This is a genomic window from Synechococcus sp. UW179A, assembly GCF_900473965.1.
Taxonomy (GTDB): domain Bacteria; phylum Cyanobacteriota; class Cyanobacteriia; order PCC-6307; family Cyanobiaceae; genus Synechococcus_C.
In genome coordinates this window covers 125,873-145,785 of record NZ_UCNJ01000002.1, presented here as the reverse complement: position 1 = coordinate 145,785, position 19,913 = coordinate 125,873, and the positions used below count along the sequence as shown (strand labels likewise).

12 protein-coding genes are annotated in these 19,913 nt (G+C 56.4%); 8 read left to right on the top strand and 4 right to left on the bottom strand.

What is annotated here, in order from left to right:
* The first annotated feature begins 28 nt into the window (after positions 1 to 28).
* A complete protein-coding gene (purT, locus tag DXY31_RS00675) occupies positions 29 to 1,198 on the top strand; it encodes a formate-dependent phosphoribosylglycinamide formyltransferase (protein ID WP_114991081.1) in 1,170 nt (389 codons plus the stop codon).
* On the opposite strand, the gene DXY31_RS00670 is transcribed toward purT, so the two are convergent.
* The 4 genes from DXY31_RS00670 to recN form a co-directional block, all read right to left on the bottom strand.
* Entirely contained in the window at positions 1,195 to 3,351 is a 2,157-nt protein-coding gene (locus DXY31_RS00670) for an HAD family hydrolase (RefSeq protein WP_114990618.1), read from the bottom strand. The genes purT and DXY31_RS00670 overlap by 4 nt on opposite strands.
* A 238-nt stretch (positions 3,352 to 3,589) precedes the next feature.
* Complete coding sequence (locus DXY31_RS00665; protein WP_114990613.1) at positions 3,590 to 5,092, bottom strand: alpha/beta fold hydrolase; 1,503 nt, start codon at positions 5,090 to 5,092, stop codon at positions 3,590 to 3,592.
* Positions 5,089 to 8,067 (bottom strand): excinuclease ABC subunit UvrA, encoded by a 2,979-nt coding sequence (gene uvrA / locus DXY31_RS00660; RefSeq protein WP_114990609.1) that lies wholly within the window; start codon positions 8,065 to 8,067, stop codon positions 5,089 to 5,091. Before uvrA ends, DXY31_RS00665 begins: the two co-directional genes overlap by 4 nt.
* A gap of 47 nt (positions 8,068 to 8,114) precedes the next feature.
* A complete protein-coding gene (recN, locus tag DXY31_RS00655; protein WP_114990606.1) occupies positions 8,115 to 9,803 on the bottom strand; it encodes a DNA repair protein RecN in 1,689 nt (562 codons plus the stop codon).
* Positions 9,804 to 9,879: 76 nt separating this feature from the next.
* Between recN and DXY31_RS00650 the strand changes: the two genes are divergently transcribed.
* The 7 genes from DXY31_RS00650 to purF all read left to right on the top strand — a co-directional run bounded on the left by DXY31_RS00650 (position 9,880) and on the right by purF (position 19,908).
* Positions 9,880 to 11,745, top strand: a complete 1,866-nt coding sequence (locus DXY31_RS00650; protein WP_114990602.1) for an AarF/ABC1/UbiB kinase family protein — start codon at positions 9,880 to 9,882, stop codon at positions 11,743 to 11,745.
* A 23-nt stretch (positions 11,746 to 11,768) separates the two neighbouring features.
* A complete protein-coding gene (locus DXY31_RS00645; RefSeq protein ID WP_114990598.1) occupies positions 11,769 to 12,353 on the top strand; it encodes an alpha/beta hydrolase in 585 nt (194 codons plus the stop codon).
* 101 nt (positions 12,354 to 12,454) lie between these two features.
* Positions 12,455 to 13,513 (top strand): threonine synthase, encoded by a 1,059-nt coding sequence (gene thrC, locus DXY31_RS00640; RefSeq protein ID WP_114991078.1) that lies wholly within the window; start codon positions 12,455 to 12,457, stop codon positions 13,511 to 13,513.
* A 464-nt stretch (positions 13,514 to 13,977) separates the two neighbouring features.
* Entirely contained in the window at positions 13,978 to 15,144 is a 1,167-nt protein-coding gene (gene dnaN / locus DXY31_RS00635; protein WP_114990595.1) for a DNA polymerase III subunit beta, read from the top strand.
* A 2-nt stretch (positions 15,145 to 15,146) separates the two neighbouring features.
* Entirely contained in the window at positions 15,147 to 15,917 is a 771-nt protein-coding gene (locus DXY31_RS00630) for an RNA methyltransferase (RefSeq protein ID WP_114990591.1), read from the top strand.
* 51 nt (positions 15,918 to 15,968) lie between these two features.
* Positions 15,969 to 18,311 carry a phosphoribosylformylglycinamidine synthase subunit PurL gene (gene purL / locus DXY31_RS00625; RefSeq protein ID WP_114991076.1) on the top strand — a complete coding sequence of 781 codons (2,343 nt, stop codon included), beginning with the start codon at positions 15,969 to 15,971 and terminating at the stop codon, positions 18,309 to 18,311.
* Positions 18,312 to 18,450: 139 nt separating this feature from the next.
* Positions 18,451 to 19,908: an amidophosphoribosyltransferase gene (gene purF, locus DXY31_RS00620; RefSeq protein ID WP_114990587.1), complete on the top strand. Its 1,458-nt coding sequence runs from the start codon at positions 18,451 to 18,453 to the stop codon at positions 19,906 to 19,908.
* Positions 19,909 to 19,913 lie beyond the last annotated feature (5 nt).

Below are 19,913 nucleotides of genomic sequence, written 5' to 3'. Positions count from 1 at the left end.
ATCAGTCCATGCTGCCCTGAAAAAGGCCATGACGACGTTTCCCGCCACCGTGATGCTGTTGGGCAGTGGTGAACTGGGCAAAGAGGTGGCCATTGCCGCCCAGCGCCTGGGCTGCAGAGTGATTGCCTGCGATCGCTATGCCGGGGCACCGGCCATGCAGGTGGCAGATGTGGCGGAGGTTCTGCCGATGAATGAGCCTGAGGCACTGCTGGAAGTGGTGCGTCGCCATAGACCCAGCGTGGTGATACCAGAGATTGAAGCTCTGGCCGTGAAGGCCCTAGCCGAACTGGAGGCGGAAGGCATCACCGTGATTCCAACGGCCCGTGCCACTGCCGTGACCATGAACCGTGATCGAATCCGCGACCTGGCATCAGCTGAGCTCAAGCTGCGCACCGCTCGCTTCGCCTACGCAGGTAGTGCCGAAGACCTGCATCGAGCTGCAGCTCCATTGGGCTGGCCGGTGGTTGTCAAACCGGTGATGAGTTCCTCCGGAAAGGGGCAGAGCGTTGTGAAAAGCGCCAAGGATCTTGATCAGGCCTGGGAGGCAGCAATCGCCAACGCACGTGGCACCTCCAACCAGGTGATTGTGGAAGAGTTCCTGCGCTTTGATCAGGAGATCACACTGCTCACCATCCGCCAGCGAGACGGGTCAACGTTGTTCTGTCCACCGATCGGACACGAACAGGCCAACGGTGACTATCAATGCAGCTGGCAGCCTGCCCAACTGAGTGGAGAACAGTTGCAGCGAGCCCAGACCATGGCGCGCACGGTGACAGACAACCTGGGAGGAACAGGTTTGTTCGGGGTGGAGTTCTTTCTCTGCGGCGACGAGGTGATTTTTTCAGAGCTGTCTCCTCGTCCCCATGACACGGGTCTGGTCACTCTGATCAGCCAGAACCTCAGTGAATTCGAACTGCACCTGAGAGCTGTGCTTGGTTTGCCCATCCCAACGATCCGCTGTGCCGCAGCCGCAGCCAGCAGAGTGATCCTCGCGGACCGCCATGGCAGCCAGGTGCGTTACACCGGCCTGGAGTCAGCCCTGAGTGAACCCGACACCAAGGTGTTGTTGTTCGGAAAAGAGGAGGCCCGACCGGGTCGGCGCATGGGTGTGGCTTTGGCTTGCGGCGACCAACGGGCTGATGCTCAGGCCAAAGCAGATCGCAGCGCTGGTGCTGTGTCACTTCAGATCAACGACTAATCCAGTCGGGAGCGTGCGCTGAGGAAGCGGTAGTGCTGCAGACCCTCCAGCACGCCCATTAGACGGGAGCGATTGGCGAAATAAACCCGCTGCTGATGACGACAACCATCCAAGCAGGGGTCATGATCGGCGGTGACAACAGCCGCCGGCAGTCCTCGGAGCAGCTCCACATCGCCCTGCTGACTGGCCACCACCAGAATGTGTTCCAGAGGTAAACCCCAACGCAGCGAAAGAAAGCGAATCGCCTCACTGCGAGACGCCCGCATGGGCAGCACATCTAGGAACCAGTGGCAGCGCAGTTGAGGCCTTGCAGGCAGACCGCTCTGACGCAAACGCTGGCGAATCAATGGCAACACGGAAGGGCCCGGTTGCTGCAGGAGATAGCTGACCTTGAACTGACCCTGGTGCTCAGATTTCTGCAGTTTGATGTGATCTCCAAGATCGGAGAGGGTCCGCTCCACAGATTCGCGTTGCCAGTCAACACTGATTTGAGCCTGCCAGAAGCGATCCGCCTGCTCCTCCTGGCCGTAGTGAATCTGAGTGCCCGCCTGGGTGATCCAGACCTGCGGGTCAGGCAGATGCAGATCCGCGAAACGCTGCCGGGCCGCAGCAAGAGGCCGTCCGGTCACGATGCCGAAACCTGTCTGGGCAGCTTGGGCAGAAGGTGCCATCAGCTGTTGACGCAGATTCTGCAGATCCTTGAGATCCGGCTGTTCAAGACTGCTATCGAGATCCAGCAGCAGCAGACGGGAACCGAAAGGACTCAGACCCGCTGGTGTCGCCAGCAGCTGCGAGGAAACAGTCACCGTGCTCGAGCGCTTCAGACGCTCTTGCATCAGCGCCAGGTAACTACAGACATGAGCATCCCAGCTGTAGTGACGGCTAACAGCCTCCACGCCGTTGTCACTCCACCTCCGCCAACGATCGCGATCAGCACCGGCACGCTCCAATCCATCCTGGAGCGATTCCCGGTCGGTCACGTCCACCACAAGGCCGTTATCGCAACGGCTGAGAATCTCTCGAGGACCACCGTCATCCGTGGCCACCATCGGCAGACCCGAGGCCGCAGCCTCCAGCAGCGTGAGACCGAAAGGCTCCGTCAGTGCTGGATTAACGAACAAGCCGCGTTGGGCCGCTGCCCAGCGATAGATGGCGGGAACCTGATCACGGCGATGGTGCTTGGGATAGGCAACGAAGCCGTAGAGGTCATAACGGTCAACCAGATCAAAGATCTGTTGAAACACCTCCCGCTGCTGACGGTCCATCTGGCGGGAATCATCACGATTGCCCAGCACGAGCACCAGGTTGTGGCGCTGCCGCAAGACCGCAGATCGACCAAAGGCTTCAACCAGCGCAGGAATGTTTTTGCGCCGATCCGCACGGCAGATGGCCAGCAGAGGTTGACGTTCAGGCTCTCTCAAAAACGAACTCAGCAGCTCTGAAACCTCGGTGAATTCATCCGAGTTGCCATGAGGGTGGAAACGTCTGCTGTCGACACCCGGTGGCACAACCTCTGCATGCTCAGGCTTAAAGCATCCATAACGGGCGTATTGCTCATCACGCTCCTGTCGCGTGCTGGTGATCACCAGATCGGCATGGGCAAGAGCCAGCTCTTCGGCATCGATGCGCCGACTGATCGAATAATTCTGCTCGATCTGTTCATGCTCTCCACCAGCCGCAAGCAGACGGCGCAATTTCTCACGTCCCAGGGAATGGCCTGTGTAGGCAAGGGGAATTCCCAAACGTCGACTGACCAGGGCCCCCACATAGCCGGCGTCGGCGTAATGGGCGTGAATCCAATCGGGTCGATTTTCACTGACGCGAAAATGACGAACCAGCTGATCGGCCAGCTCATCGAGATAGGGCCAGAGCTGTTCCTTACGCAGATATCGGCGCGGTCCGAAACTGAACCGACGGATTGATGCACCAGGTGCAATCGGCTCTAGAGGTCTGGAATAGTCGAGGGACACGCGCCGATCCTGAATCAGACGCGTGACGACCTCGACATGATCCACCTCGGCTCGGTTGGCCAGGCTGCGGGCCAGTTCCAACACATAGAGGGTCTGACCTCCGGTGTCTGCGTCACGGCCAAGCTCCAGATCCTTTGAGCGAAACAAGCCGTGGAGATGAAGATGCAGCAGCTTCAGTCCCACAAGACCTCCAACACGATCAGGAACAGGTCCTGGTGTCCGATCAAGGGTTAGGTGAAATAGAACTTCGAAAAGATGAAAACAATCTGATAACTGAGAAAGCTCACCTCGATAGCATGCCCAGATCGCTTGACTTCAACAGGGTTTAAGCCAGACCAGGACTGCTACTTTTGATTTTTTTGGATGAAGAAATGCGGACAAAATTGGCTTGTTTACAACAGCGACATGCCGTAAAGAATTTTCATAATTGGCCAGTGACATCGAAGAGTGGCACACGTTGATTGCCCCAACCGCCGCCCTTGAAGCTGAGCGAATCGGTAATTCCTAGATGGTCATTGATCCAGGCAAGAATCAGGGGCCCCAGCACCGGTGGTTGTTCTGCACCCACTGGAGCCCAGAGATTGAAGTGATCACCGCCTGAGGCCAATACAAGGCGATGGCCATTGGCCAGAGGCTGACCATTGCGAAGTGGGACCACCGCTTCAGGGTCCGATGGCACAACCCAATCACGGGTGCCGCTCACCAGCAGCGCCTTGGCATGCATCGAAGGACCACTGGATTCATCAAACAACAGACGCAGAGGCGGACTGACCACAACCACGGATCGAACTCTCGTGTCACCCAGCGATCCCTGATCAGCACCTTTGAGCCAGCTGCACTGCAACACCCAGCTCAGGTTGCGGTCTGGATCACGAGGATCCTGACAACGGGAGCTCAGCTTCCGGCTCGTGGTCTGAAGACCACCTAACTGCAGCGCCGCAGTAGCACCCCAGGAATGACCGACAACAGCCACTGAATCGGTTTGAACTGATGAACCAGAGAGCAAGCTGCCCGCTTCGACCGCATCAATCACGGCAGTGACGTCCATGGGACGCAAGCGCAATTCCTCGGATGCCGGCGGTGGCTGTTTGCCCTGAAGCAGTGACTGCTGCTGCTTGGAATCACTACCCGGGTGACCTGGAAGCACCACGGAATAACCATGGGCAGCGAGCAGATGGGCCCAGCCCTCGAAACTGGACGGTGCATCCCAAAGCCCATGGGAAATCACTACCAGTCGACCATTGGACAAACCGGTCGGGGAGATCACTGTGACCTGCAGGGGCTGCGGACGGTGGTTCACCGCAACGGAGCTTTGTCGGCGGGTCCAGCCGGATGCCGCCGCAGCGACGATTGTTGAAGCAACGGGCTTGGCTGCGGTGCCCTTTTGCACCAAGGCCCTTGCATCGTCCTGGTTGCCTCTGAGTCTCTTGGCGTAAAAAGCGAGCTCCTGGAGATTGATCGAAAGCTCATCTCCCGGAACATGACGCAGGAATCCCAGCAGATGGGGCTCATCATCCCGATAGGCCGCGGCCAAAGCCTCAGACACCATGCGCCCGCTGGTGTCGACCGGAAGACCCTTGACCTCAACCAATTCGGAGGCAGAGAGAAGAAGCTGCTCAAACAGGGGATGCCCGAGGGATTGGCGAACAATGCTGCTGGTCTCTTCAGGGAGCGGTGCTGTCAGTAAAGCTTCAATCAGCTTTTGCACGGATCCATCGCCTGCCCAATCCAGCTCCTGAAGATCTGGATTGGAGTCGATCAGCTCCTGCGCATTGGTGGCCTGACTCAAATCAAGGCTGATGCGCTCATCCAGCAAAGGCAAGGTGAAGGTAAGGCGCTCAACTGCTGCCGCCGGTTGAGCGACCAGCAGCGAAGCCACGATTGCAACCAAGCCAGGGAAGCGGAAACACGGGAAGGACGTCATGCCGCCAGAGGAACCGCCTGAGGAGGATGCTGCTCCAAAACCCTGGCGAGATAACGACCGGTGTGACTGGTTGGGTGCTGGGCCACCTCTTCTGGTGTTCCGCAGGCCACCAACTGTCCACCGCGATCACCACCCTCTGGACCAAGATCGATCAACCAGTCGGAACAACGGATCACATCAAGGTTGTGCTCGATACAGATGATCGAATTTCCCTTATCCACAAGACGCTGCATCACATCCATCAGCTTGTGCACGTCATAGAAACTCAAGCCTGTGGTGGGCTCATCAATCAGGTAAAGCGTCTTGCCGGTGGCCCTGCGGGACAGTTCAGTGGCCAACTTCACCCGTTGCGCCTCACCACCGGAAAGCGTGGGAGCCGGCTGACCCAGCTTCACGTAACCGAGACCCACATCCACGAGTGTCCGCAATCGGTCAGCCGCCTGCGGAATCGCAGAAAACACATCGGCCGCCTGCTCAACGGTCATCTCCAGAACCTCGGCGATGGTGTGCCCCTTGTAAGTGACCTGAAGAGTCTCCCGATTGAATCGGGCGCCCTTGCAGACATCGCACTGCACATAAACATCCGGCAGGAAGTTCATTTCGATCACGTTGACCCCCTGTCCGCGACAGGCTTCGCAGCGACCGCCCTTGACATTGAAACTGAACTGACCCACCTGATATCCACGGGCCTTCGCTTCGACCGTGGCTGCAAACACCTGACGGATCGGGTCAAACGCACCGGTATAGGTGGCAGGGTTGGAGCGGGGAGTCCTGCCGATCGGTGACTGATCGATCACGATCACCTTGTCGATCGACTTGAGGCCACGCAGCTCCCCCAGACCGTTGGGGAATGGAACCTTATGGCCGAGACCATGTTCCAGGGCAGGGTGCAGCAACTCATTTACAAGCGTGCTCTTGCCGCTGCCACTCACCCCAGTGATCGAGACAAGACGTCCAAGCGGAAACTCCACGCTCAGGTCTTGGAGATTGTTGCGATTGCAGTTGAGCAACTTGAGGCTGCGAGTGCCTGCCGAGCGACGTTGCGAAGGAGTGGGAATGCTGCGCTCTCCACTCAGATAGGCACCGGTGATCGATTGATCGGCATCGAGCAGATCTTGCACAGAGCCCTCGGCCACGATGTGACCGCCATGCACCCCTGCTCCGGGACCAATGTCTACGAGATGATCGGCTGCGCGGATCGTGTCCTCATCGTGTTCGACCACAACCAGGGTGTTGCCTAGATCACGCAGCCGTTCAAGGGTGGCCAGCAGTCGGTCATTATCCCTTTGATGCAAACCGATGCTCGGTTCATCGAGCACGTAGAGCACCCCAGTGAGCCCAGCTCCGATCTGAGTCGCAAGACGGATCCGCTGCGCTTCTCCGCCGGACAAGGTCATCGCCGGCCGATCGAGGCTCAGATAGTCCAGACCGACATCCAGCAAAAAACGCAATCGCATGCGGATCTCCCTCAGAACGAGATCTCCGATCTGCATCTGACGGTTCGTGAGCAGTGGTTCACTGCTCTCAAAGGCGCCCACGCCCATCAACTGCTCAATCCGTTCAAGGGTCTGGCCCACGCTCACAGCAGTGAGATCCGTGATTCGGAAGCAGCCCATGCGCACTGCCAATGCTTCCGGCCGCAGTCGTTTGCCAGCACAACTGGAACAGGGAACTAATTCGAGAAATTTCTCCAGCTTCTGACGTTGGGCCTCGCCACTGGCATCGCGCAACTGCCGCTCAAGAATCGGCAGGATCCCCTCAAACGGACGCTGATATCCGCCATTTCCCTTGCGATAACGACTATCAGCCTGAATCAGAATCGGTTCGCGACTGCCATTGAGCAGCACATCCTGCTGGTCTTCAGTCAGTTCCTTCCAGGGAGTCTTGATCTCGAAGCCAAACGCCTCCCCCACTGAAAAAAGAAGGGAGAAGTAGTAAGAGTTGTCTTTCTCAGCCCAGGGAGCCACTGCGGCATAAACAGGCAGTGACGGATCCGGAACGACCCGCTCCGGAGTGAACTTGCGCAGGTGACCGATGCCATGGCAGGCCTCGCAAGCTCCGTAAGGACTGTTGAAAGAGAACAGTCTTGGTGAAAGCTCTTCGATGATTGCCCCATGCTCGGGGCAGGCAAAATTCTCGGAATACAAGCGCTCCCGGTCAACTCCCTCAGGAAGTTGCTCGTCCTTTTTGGGCACCACCTCAACGATGGCTAAACCATCTCCCCGCTTCAGGGAGGTGCGCAAAGAGTCGGTGAGCCGTTCTTGAATTCCCTCGCGAGCAACAAGCCGATCCACCACCACTTCAATGTTGTGGCTTTGGTTCTTGTCGAGTTCGATGTTATCGGCCAGCTCGCGCACTTCTCCATCGATCCGCACCCGGGCAAAACCCTCAGCGGCCAACCCGCTGATCAATTTGGCGTGGGTGCCCTTTTTTCCACGCACAACCGGAGCAAGCAGTTGATAGCGCGTGGATTCAGGCAAGGTGAGGATCTGATCGACCATTTCATCAATGGTCTGCGGCCGGATCGGACGATCACACTTCGGGCAATGCGGATCGCCGGCCCGACCGAACAACAGGCGCAGATAATCCTGGATCTCCGTGACGGTTCCGACGGTCGAACGTGGGTTGTGGCTTGTGGATTTTTGATCGATCGAGATCGCAGGTGAGAGTCCCTCGATGGCATCAACATCAGGCTTGTCGACCTGACCTAGAAACTGACGGGCATAGGCGGAAAGACTCTCGACGTAGCGACGCTGTCCCTCAGCGAAAATCGTGTCGAAAGCCAGAGAGCTTTTACCGCTACCGCTGACCCCGGTGAACACCACCATCTTGTTGCGAGGGATGGTGAGGTCAACGTTCTTGAGATTGTGCTGACGGGCACCACGAACGCGGATCACGTCCTCTTCAGATCCAATCGTGAGTTTCACCGGCTCTGCCGGAGACGAGGCCTTTGACTTGGGAGCGGTTCGCCCCATACGGCTGGATCTCGGGAGCTGATGATTCTACTGAGATCAGATGATGCTCACGCTGCTTTCTGATCCAGAAGGCTGGCTGCATAAGCCTCAGCTTCGCGGCGATCACCCCCAGCCAGTTCAGCCAGCTCATGCTGACGCTCCTGAGTGTCCCGCAGATGGGACACTCGCGAATGGGTGACCCCATCGCAAACGTCTTTACTGACGCGGAAATGATGATCAGCCGCTGCGGCCACAAGCGGCTGATGGGTGACACAGAACACCTGTCGATGGCGCGACAACATGCGCAGCAAATCGGCCATGGCACCACTGACACGGCCGCTCACTCCTGTGTCGATTTCATCGAAAAGCAGGGTGCTGGATCCATCCACCTCCGCAAGGCAGGTTTTGAGAGCCAGCAAAAAGCGCGACATCTCACCACCGGAAGCCACTTCAGCGAGCGGTGCCAGTGGCTGACCTGGATTCGCAGAAAACAAGAAGCACACAGAATCCGCCCCGCTCTCGCCAGGTTCGGACGGCTCAACAGCAACCTCGAAACGTACGTTGGCCAATCCCATGGGCCTGAGATGGGCCATCAACCGCTCTTGAAGCTCCGCCGCAACCATCAATCGCTTTGAACGCAGCGAGGCATTGCTGCGATCACGGATGACACAAGCCGCCCGCTCCTGGCTGCGCAACTGCTCAAGCAGTGCATCAGCACCACCAGACTGCTGACGGTCACGCAATTCATCGCGGCGCTTGATCAGATCGATCAGATCCTGACCATGTCGGCGTTCCAAGCGCTTGAGCTCTGCCAGACGATCCTGAAGAACTGACAGACGATGAGGATCACTGTCCAAAGAGGCTCCGTAACCCTCGAGCTCCCGGATCAGATCCTGAACAGCTGATTCAAGATCTAGACATCGTTCGCTTACAGACTGCAGCGATGGGTCGAGACCCTGCATCTGCCGTAATTCATGGCTACAGGCCTGCAGATGATCAAGCGTTGAGGGTGCCTGATCAGCACCGTCCTGAAGACGCCCAATCAACAGGCTCAGACCCTCCTGCAGGCGCACACCATGAACAAGACGGTCCTGTTCACGTTCGAGCTGATCAACTTCCTCAGGGTCATCAAGCTCTGCTCGATCGAGTTCAGCCAACAGCAGTGCTAATTCCTCTCGCTGTTGATCCAATCGGAGCCGATCGTTTTCAGCCCGCTCAAGTTCGCTCTGGCAACGAAGCCAGTCGCTCCAGTGACGACGAACCTGACGGAGCTCGGCATCGAGAGAGGATCCCCCTAGACGGTCAAGCCAACGTTTCTGCTGACCCGGGCGAGCAAGCTGCTGGGTCTGCCCCTGAACAGTGAGATCGATCAGCAGGGGACGCAACACCAACAGTTGCTGACGATTCACCATCACGCCGTTCAGCCTTGAGCGACTACTGAGACGTTCCTCCTGACGCCGCCATTCGCGGCTCACCACCAAGTCTTCCTCACCATCGCTGATCTCCTGCTCAAGCAGCCAGCGGCTGGCGGCTGCACCAGGACGAAAACTGGCCTCGATCACACCACGGTCACAGCCGGAACGCAATAAGCGCGCACCTGGTCCTGTTTGCAGACCTCCAAGCACTGCATCCAGAGCATCAAGAAGGATCGACTTTCCTGCGCCTGTCTCGCCAGTCAGCACAGAAAAACCCTGATCAAATGCCAGATCAAGGCGGTCAATTAGGGCAATGTTCTCGAGTCGCAGACCGGTTAGCACAGCAGACTCCGGTGTTGGAGCAGACCGTAGCGGCGGCTCAGCTCGTTTAGAAGGGGTGCACTTGGCATTGAGGCCAGTGGCCCCTCAAGAACTCGGAGATTTCATCGAAGCCGCCGGTCTACTCACGTATGACCCGGCAGCCATCACCCGCATCTACGCGGGTCATCCCCAGCGCCTGTTGCGACGTCTGTGGCAGACGTTGGTACCGATTGGAATGCTGCTGATCGGCATCGGTTTCGACTGGATCTTCCAGTTGCTCAAGGATCCAAAGCGGGCACGAAGCAGAGCCAAGGAATGCGCGGAACTGCTGGTGAAGCTCGGCCCGGCTTTCATCAAAGCTGGACAAGCGCTCTCCACACGGCCAGACATCGTGCCTCCTGTGCTTCTGGAGGAACTTGCCCAGCTGCAGGACCAGCTTCCAGGTTTCGACAGCGCTCTGGCCATGGCCTGCATTGAAGAGGACCTTGGAGCTCCCGTCGACAACATTTATGCGGAACTGGAACGCGAACCGATCTCTGCCGCCTCGCTCGGCCAGGTGCATCGCGGGACGTTGCACGATGGTCAACGCGTTGCCGTGAAAGTGCAGCGACCGGGTCTGCGCGAACAGATCACGCTGGATCTCTACATCGTGCGCAATATCGCCGCCTGGCTAAACAGCAATATCGGTCTTATCCGCAGTGACTTAGTTGCTCTAATTGATGAATTGGGCAGTCGTGTGTTCGAAGAGATGGATTACCTGAATGAAGCTTCGAATGCGGAGAAATTCAGTGAGCTGCATCAACAGAATCCCCGAATAGCCGTTCCGAAAATCTATCGAGAAGCCACCAGTCGAAGGGTTCTCACGATGGAATGGATCGACGGCGTCAAGCTCACCAACCTTGAGGCGGTGAGAGACATGGGCATCGACCCCGACGACATGGTCTCCGTGGGTGTGAACTGCAGCCTGCAACAGCTGCTTGAACACGGCTTTTTTCACGCCGACCCGCACCCAGGCAATCTGCTGGCCCTCGCGGATGGACGGCTCTGCTATCTGGATTTCGGAATGATGAGCGAGGTCTCGAGGGAATCACGCACCGGATTGATCCAAGCCGTGGTTCACCTCGTGAACCGTAATTTCGGCAAATTGTCCAAGGATTTCGTGAACCTTGGTTTCCTCGCAGAAGACGTGAATCTGGAGCCAATTGTTCCGGCGTTTGAAACCGTGTTCAGTCAGGCGCTGGAAGCAGGCGTCAGCCGCATGGATTTCAAAGCGGTCACCGATGATCTCTCTGGGGTGATGTACAAGTTCCCGTTCAGAGTTCCGCCCTACTACGCACTGATCATCCGCTCATTGGTAACCCTGGAGGGGATTGCCCTGAGCGTGGATTCCGACTTCAAGATTCTCGGAGCTGCCTATCCCTACTTCGCCCGCCGGCTAATGGAGGATCCAGATCCACAGCTTCGGCAGAGCCTGAAGGAGATGTTGTTCGACGGCGATATCTTCAGCTGGACCCGGATGGAAAATCTGGTGGCCAGTGCAGCCAGTCAAGACCAGCTGGACCTGGAAGCCCTGCTGGATCAAGTTTTGGATTTCCTGGTGTCAACCCATGGGGGCATGTTGCGCCATCAGCTCGTTGAAACCGCAGCCGATCGCATCGATTCACTGGGATGGATGACCCTGCAGCGCATTGGTCGGCGTCTGCCTCGTCAGTTGCAACCCTCCCGCCTGATCACATCAGAAGCCGAATTGGATCAAGACTTTTACATGGACCTTGAGCCGGTCCGTCAACTCATCCAAGTCCTGCAGCAGCTGCCTGGATTCAGTCCGGATCTGCTGTTCAGTCGCTTGCCCAGATTGATACGTGAACCCGACGCCCGTCGGATGGGAGTTGAACTTGCACAGGGTCTGGCCGAACGCGGAGTTGTCCGACTGGTCAAAGCAGCAGCTGGAGTCTCCCCCTAGATTCCGGTCACCTCGATCTGCCCATGTCTGCACGATCACGCCTTCGCAGGCACGCTCTGGCAACAGGTTCGGCGATGGCTCTAAGCCTGCTGAGTAGTTTCCAACCCGTTCACGCTGCCAAGGATGTTGCCTTGGTGAGTGGCGCTTTCATCCGTTCGATCAGTGTTGCAGACCTGGCCTACCTGGCAGAAACAGGCAAAGCCCGTGGAGTGCTGGCCGACCTCCTGAAGCTCAGCCGTCAGGATCCTGAGGACGTGGCAAAACTGCTCAATCAGGAACTGAATCTGCCACTAGTGCTGACCAGCAGGCTGATGTCCACAAGGATCGGAGACGTGATTCTGACCAGAGTGGCTCGGATCATCTATCCACTGAAAGTGCCCGCTCCATCCGTCAGTGTTCCAGCCCTCCGCGCTGGAGTGATCAACGGACTTCAGATCGGCGAAGGCGGTTTGACTGCTATCAAATTTCTTGAGGCCTATCCATCAGAGGTGATGGAGGTGAATATTCCGGCATTGATCGCCGTGATCGAAAAAGCAGAATCAATCGCGGGCCTGGTGCAGTTCTTTTCAGATTCCCCCTTGGACGGTCTGAAGGACGGCAGCAACTGAACCAAGCTGCAGTGCCTGCCACATAGATTCCTGAGGATCATTGCCCTGCGCAGGTGTCACTGCTCAACAGCTTCCGTCGCCGCTTCTCCCCGGCCCCTGTCATGCAGGACTGGCCTGGGCTGATTGAGGCTTACAGAACCTGGTTACCAGTGAGCAACTCCACTCCGGTGGTGACCCTGAGAGAAGGCGCAACACCGTTGATCCCCGTGCCTTCGATCGCTGAACGGATCGGCAAGGGGGTCAAGGTCTACGTGAAATACGACGGGTTGAATCCGACCGGTTCGTTCAAGGACCGTGGCATGACCATGGCCATCAGCAAGGCCAAGGAAGCTGGTTGCGAAGCTGTGATCTGTGCCAGTACCGGCAACACATCAGCGGCGGCCGCGGCCTATGCACGACGAGCAGGGATGCGTGCCTTTGTGCTGATCCCCGATGGGTATGTCGCCCAAGGAAAGTTGGCACAGGCCCTGGTCTACGGCGCCGAAGTGCTCGCCATCCGCGGCAACTTCGACAAAGCACTCGACATCGTTCGTGAGGTGTCGGATCAGTACCCAGTTACCCTGGTGAATTCGGTGAACCCGTATCGCCTGCAGGGCCAGAAAACAGCGGCATTCGAACTGATTGATGCCCTGGGGGAAGCCCCTGATTGGTTATGCATCCCCATGGGCAACGCCGGCAACATCACCGCCTACTGGATGGGATTCCAGGAATATCACCAGGCGGGCCGAAGCCGCATTTTGCCCAGGATGATGGGTTTCCAGGCCAGTGGATCAGCTCCGTTGGTCAACGAGACCACCGTGACCGATCCAGAAACGATCGCCACGGCCATCCGCATCGGCAATCCTGTGAACAGGGAGAAAGCTATCGCCGCACGGGCAGCAAGCAACGGCGCCTTCCTGGATGTCACAGATGAGGAAATCATCCTGGCCTACAAGCTGCTGGGAGGACAGGAAGGCGTGTTCTGCGAACCAGCCAGCGCTGCTTCTGTAGCTGGCCTGCTCAAACGCAAAGACGAAGTTCCTGCTGGAGCCACGGTGGTCTGCGTCCTCACCGGCAACGGATTGAAGGACCCCGATTGCGCCATCAATAACAACGACGCTGCCTTCCATACTGATCTTGATCCTGATCTGGGCACAGTGGCCAAAGTGATGGGGTTTTGAGTCATCACCCCGTCGAACATCGCCTCAATCTCGAAACGGCCCCTTCCATGAAGGGGCTTTTTCAATGTCCGCAAACAGAAGCGGACGACCAACCAGATGACGAACTGCCTGGGGAAGCTCGCAGAAAACCAGGCCTACAAGCTGTGGAGAGACAGATAGAACAGACCTCCTCAACAAGCTTTCGACTTTCCACAGACTGTTAAATCTGTGAGAAACAGCAGTTTCTCCTCATCAGCAAATAAAGATTCCCCAGGGCTGTGCGATCAGAAAAGCGCTGGTAGAGCTTGGTTTGAATGGTTTTCCACGGTTTCCACAGCACCTACTACGGCTGTTTTAGTTGTTTGTTCTAAAAAATCTAAACAGCCAGTAAGCAGCAAGCACGGCATGTTGGTTTGGACCATTGCGCTTCCTGCGTGCCTGTGAAACCGTGGGTGACCTCAGGCCTTGCAGCGGACAACGTCGCCATGAAACTGGTTTGTTCCCAAACGGAACTCAACGCTGCCCTGCAACTGGTCAGCAGAGCGGTTGCAGCACGACCGACCCATCCGGTGCTTGCCAACGTGCTGCTGACCGCTGATGCGGGAACTGATCGGTTGAGTCTCACTGGCTTTGACCTCAATCTGGGCATTCAGACGTCTCTGGCCGCGACTGTTGAAACCAGTGGTGCGGTGACCCTGCCGGCACGTCTTTTCGGCGAAATCGTGTCCCGTCTTTCGAGTGATTCACCCATCACCCTGGTCACTGACGAAGTTGGAGAACAGGTGGAACTCACCAGCTTGAGTGGCAGCTATCAGATGCGGGGAATGCCTGCTGATGATTTTCCGGAGCTGCCTCTGGTTGAGAACGGCACAGCGCTCAAGCTGGATCCAGCAGCTCTTGTCAAAGCATTGCGTAGCACGCTGTTTGCCAGCAGTTCCGACGAAGCCAAGCAGTTGCTCACCGGGGTGCATCTGCGTTTTGATCGCACCAGCCTGGAGGCGGCTTCCACTGATGGTCATCGTCTAGCCGTGCTCAGCGTTGATGATGCACTTCAGGATCCTCTTGCCCTTTCCGACAAGGAAGCTTCCGAAGAGCCTGGCCTCGCTGTCACCCTGCCGGCTCGCTCTCTACGGGAAGTGGAACGTCTGATGGCGGGATGGAAAGGAACTGACTCTGTGAGTTTGTTTTGCGAAAGCGGTCAGGTGGTGGTTCTGGCCGCAGATCAGATGGTGACCAGTCGCACGCTCGAGGGCACGTATCCCAATTACCGCCAGCTGATTCCTGATTCGTTTAACCGCACGCTTGATCTTGACCGTCGGGCTTTCGTGGCTGCACTCGAACGCATTGCCGTCTTGGCTGATCAACACAACAATGTTGTTCGCATCGGCAGCGATCCCGAAAAGGGTCTGGTACAGATCAGTGCCGATGCTCAGGACGTTGGCAGTGGTTCGGAGTCCCTATCGGCCCAAATCGATGGTGACCCCGTTCAGATCGCATTCAATGTGCGTTACGTGCTGGATGGTCTGAAAGCGATGGATTCGGAACGTATTCGCCTGCAGTGCAACGCCCCAACAACCCCAGCCATCCTTTCACCGTCCGATGATGCATCTGGACTCACCTATCTGGTGATGCCTGTTCAGATTCGCTCCTGACCTTGACGCTGCCTGATCCACTGCTGCTCAGTGATCTGCTGAGACACCGTGTGCGCTGTGATCAGGGACTTGATCACGGCATTGGAGTAATGGCTTGGATGCATCCTCCGGTGCATCGCCTGTTGGGTTGGGTCAGCCGTCCTTCCGCTCTGCGCAACTCGCGCACGGTCTGGAGACTGGACCAGTGTCGTGGTCTTGATGATCAGCAGGTGTTCGTCAAGGGGGCACCTTCAGAAATTGATCAGCTCACCCTTGAGCGGCTTCCTACCCTGCTTGATGCTGACTTGCTTGATGCCGATGGAGAGCGCCTTGGCCAGGTTGCAGACCTTGCTTTTGTGCCCTCAACCGGTGAGATTCTTCATTACCTGGTGTCTCGCAGCGATCCGCGTCTGCCAGGAAGCAGCCGCTGGCGGTTGACGCCTGATCGCATCGTTGATCAGCAGCCAGGACTGGTCTCCACGGGTCTCCGTGATTTAGATGATCTTCCCGAGGCTCGCGCCAGTGTTCGTCAGGATCTCGTCCGCAGGTCCCGTCACTGGCGCGAGCAGTTGCAGCACCTCGGTGATCGTGCTGGTGAACGGCTCGAGGGTTGGCTTGAGGAACCTCCTTGGGATGAACACCCCTCTCGGCGTGATCTGGATCAGCCTGATGTTCGCTCCCAAGCCGCAGATTCAGATCCACTGCAGGATTGGGATGATGATGACTGGATCGATCGCGAGCCGGCCATGCGAAACCGACGGCCTGTGGAATCAGATGGTGATCCCTGGATCTGAACTGGTGAGGTCGGGCTGTCGGCAACACTGGGAGCAGATGACCTGTTGACTGTGGTCCAGTCTTCTTCTGTGGCTGAGACGTTTGATGTCGCGGCTGCCCTCCGCCAAGAAGGGCTCACGCAGCAGGATTACGTCGAGATTCAACGTCGGCTGGGGCGGGACCCCAACAGGGCTGAACTCGGCATGTTCGGTGTGATGTGGTCAGAGCACTGCTGTTATCGCAACTCCAGACCGCTGCTGAGTGGTTTCCCAACGGAGGGGCCTCGCATCCTGGTGGGGCCTGGTGAGAATGCTGGCGTGGTCGATCTTGGCGGAGGCCATCGGCTTGCCTTCAAGATCGAGAGCCACAACCATCCCTCAGCCGTGGAGCCCTTTCAAGGAGCAGCAACAGGTGTTGGTGGAATTCTTCGCGACATCTTCACCATGGGTGCTCGTCCGATTGCTCTGCTGAATGCTTTGCGTTTCGGCCCCCTGGATGATCCCGCCAACGTTGGACTGATGCAGGGCGTGGTTGCTGGCATTGCCCATTACGGCAATTGCGTGGGTGTTCCCACCGTGGGTGGTGAAGTGGCTTTTGATCCCTCCTATAGCGGAAATCCTCTGGTCAATGCGATGGCTCTCGGTTTGATGGAGACCGACGACATTGTGAAATCCGGGGCTTCTGGGGTTGGTAATCCCGTGGTTTACGTGGGCAGCACCACCGGTCGTGATGGCATGGGTGGAGCCAGTTTTGCCAGTGCTGAGCTGAGTTCCGCCTCTCTGGATGATCGTCCAGCTGTGCAGGTAGGAGATCCCTTTCTGGAAAAGGGGTTGATTGAAGCCTGTTTGGAGGCGTTTCAGAGCGGTGACGTGGTTGCTGCTCAGGACATGGGCGCTGCTGGCCTCACCTGTAGCTGTTCGGAGATGGCAGCCAAAGGAGATCTGGGCATCGAGCTTGATCTCGACAAAGTGCCTGCGCGTGAGCAGGGCATGACCGCTTACGAATACCTGTTGTCTGAATCGCAGGAGCGCATGCTTTTCGTGGTGCGTGCTGGCCGCGAAGAGCCTCTGATGGAGCGTTTCCGCCGCTGGGGTTTACAGGCGGCTGTGGTGGGTCGCGTCCTGGCTGACCCTGTGGTTCGGGTTCTTCAAGCAGGCGTTGTGGCTGCTGAGGTCCCTTCGAGGGCTTTGGCGGAAGACACGCCGATCAATCACCATGATTTGCTCAGTGAGCCGCCTGCTGAGATTCAGGAGCTATGGCGGTGGTCGGAAGCGGATCTTCCCCTCCCAAGCCAAGGCCATGACTGGAGTCAGAGTCTTCTGGGTTTGTTGGATGATCCCACGATTGCGAGCAAACGCTGGGTGCATCGTCAGTACGACCAGCAGGTTTTGGCGAACACCGTGGTGTCTTCTGGATCTGCAGACGCAGCAGTCGTCAGACTCCGTCCGCAGCAGGGTGAAGGCTCACTGGATGCCTCAACCAAGGGAGTGGCTGCAACGGTGGATTGTCCCAACCGTTGGGTGGCACTGGATCCTGAACGGGGTGCTCAGGCAGCTGTTGCCGAAGCAGCACGCAATCTGAGCTGTGTTGGTGCTGAACCTCTTGCAGTCACCGACAATCTCAATTTCCCTTCTCCTGAAACCCCTAAGGGCTACTGGCAGCTGGCCAAGGCATGTTGCGGTATCTCGGATGCCTGCAGGGCTCTCAACACTCCCGTGACCGGTGGCAATGTCTCGCTCTACAACGAGATCAAAAAAGAGGATGGCACCCTTCAGCCGATTCACCCCACACCCGTGATCGGCATGGTGGGTGGTGTTAACGACATTGCGACCGTGATTGGCCTGGGATGGCGACAGGCACAGGATCCCATTTACCTGATTGGTGTTGGCCCTGATGATGCCGAGTCCCTTTGCCTGGGCCTGGCAGGTAGTGCCTATCAACAACTGATGACAGGCTCCTTGGCAGGTCGCCCACCTCTGACGGATCTTCAGATGGAAGCCAAGGTTGGCCGCCTTGTGCGTGAGGCCATCACTCGCGGCCTGCTGGGTTCAGCCCATGACTGCAGCGATGGCGGTCTCGGTGTGGCTTTGGCGGAGTCTTCGATTGCTTCGGGTCTCGGAATCAAGATTGACCTGAGTGTTCAGGGTCTGCGTATCGATCGCGTTCTCTTTGCCGAAGGCGGGAGTCGGATCGTGGTGTCGGTGCAGGCAGATCGCATTGGGCATTGGGAAGCGCTGTTAGCTGAGACGGACGATCTGCCAATTACTCGGATTGGTGTTGTGACACAACAGCCTGAGATGCAGGTTTGTGTTGATCAGGACCCTTGCCTGAATCTGGAGATTGAGCAATGTCGTCATGCCTTCAACAGTGCACTATCTCGGCGAATTGATGGCATCGCGGAGGTTAGTGAATGATCATCTGCCACTTTGCTAATATTAAAAAGGTTTTGTTTGTCGTCTTGTTTGTCTTTTCCGGCGAGCATATTAATCATTTAGATATGAGTTCAACGGATGGATTGGATTCATTTAATAACTTGGTTGGCGGGGCGTAGTTATGTGTGGAATTATTGGAGTGTTTTCTGCTGATTCTGTTAATCAGCAGATCTATGACAATCTTCTTCTTCTTCAGCATCGTGGACAGGATTCTGCGGGGATCGTCACGATGGATAATTATACATTTCATGTTCACAAACAACGTGGCAGGGTTCGTGAAGCATTCCGAACGCGCGACATGCGAAAACTTCTTGGGAATGTTGGCATTGGACATGTTCGCTACGCCACCAGTGGTGCAGCTGCAGCTGAAGATGAAGTTCAGCCTTTTTATGTCAACGCACCCTATGGAATTACCTTTGTTCATAATGGCAATCTGACCAACACAAGTCAGCTCGAGCAAGACCTTTTCAAGATTGATCGACGACATACCAACTCTTCCAGCGACACGGAGATGTTGGTGAATGTTCTTGCTACTGAGATCCAATCCCATCTCACTGGTCCTGATCTTTCCCCAGATCAGCTTTTTGATGCAGTGTCATCTCTGCATCGCAGGGTGAAAGGCTCATACGCAGCGATTGCTTTGATTTCAGGCCGCGGCCTTCTTGCTTTTCGTGATCCTTTTGGAATCAGACCTTTGATTCTTGGTCGTAGGTCTGCAAAAAACGGACGGGATGAATGGATTGTCGCGAGTGAATCACTCGTGATCGAAAACAGTGGTTATGAAATTGTTCGTGATGTTGAACCTGGAGAAGCGATCTTTATTGATTTTGATTTTAATCTCCATCAACGTCAGTGTGCTCGGTCTTCCCAGCTTGTTCCCTGTGCTTTTGAATACGTTTATCTGGCAAGGCCAGATTCCGTTATGAACGGAATTTCTGTTTACGAAACTCGTTTGCGTATGGGTGATCTGCTTGCAAAAACAATATCTGATGCATTACCAGCTGGTGATATTGATGTTGTAATGCCTATACCAGATTCAGCAAGGCCTTCTGCGATGCAGGTTGCTAAACAGCTTGGTATTGAATATCGAGAAGGATTTTACAAAAACCGCTATGTGGGTCGTACATTCATCATGCCAGGACAGGCAGAAAGGAAAAAATCAGTGCGTCAAAAACTGAATGCATTAGGTACTGAATTCGCAGGAAAAAATGTTCTAATCGTGGACGATTCAATTGTTCGTGGCACGACCTCGAGGGAAATTGTGCAGATGGCACGAGATGCTGGAGCGAATCAGGTCACGTTCACATCGGCTGCACCCCCTGTTCGCTTTCCCAACGTGTATGGAATCAACATGCCCACAAGAGGTGAACTCTTGGCCCATGGTCGTACGATCGATCAAATTGCAGATGTGCTTGCTGCGGACCATGTTGTTTATCAGAGCGTTGATAATCTCAAGAAAAGTATTGTTCAAGGTACTAATATCGAGGATCTTGAGATGTCCTGTTTTGACGGTTACTATGTGACTGGAGATATTGATGAAACCTACTTCAAGTGGTTGGAAGGAAACTGCAGTTCCTGAAATAG

Excerpts from the sequence above, each read along its gene's own strand:
- DXY31_RS00665 (WP_114990613.1), bottom strand. The coding sequence starts at position 5,092 with ATGACGTCCTTCCCGTGTTTCCGCTTCCCTGGCTTGGTTGCAATCGTG.
- thrC (WP_114991078.1), top strand. The coding sequence starts at position 12,455 with ATGCAGGACTGGCCTGGGCTGATTGAGGCTTACAGAACCTGGTTACCA.
- dnaN (WP_114990595.1), top strand. The coding sequence starts at position 13,978 with ATGAAACTGGTTTGTTCCCAAACGGAACTCAACGCTGCCCTGCAACTG.
- purF (WP_114990587.1), top strand. The coding sequence starts at position 18,451 with ATGTGTGGAATTATTGGAGTGTTTTCTGCTGATTCTGTTAATCAGCAG.
- uvrA (WP_114990609.1), bottom strand. The coding sequence starts at position 8,067 with ATGGGGCGAACCGCTCCCAAGTCAAAGGCCTCGTCTCCGGCAGAGCCG.
- DXY31_RS00645 (WP_114990598.1), top strand. The coding sequence starts at position 11,769 with ATGTCTGCACGATCACGCCTTCGCAGGCACGCTCTGGCAACAGGTTCG.
- purT (WP_114991081.1), top strand. The coding sequence starts at position 29 with ATGACGACGTTTCCCGCCACCGTGATGCTGTTGGGCAGTGGTGAACTG.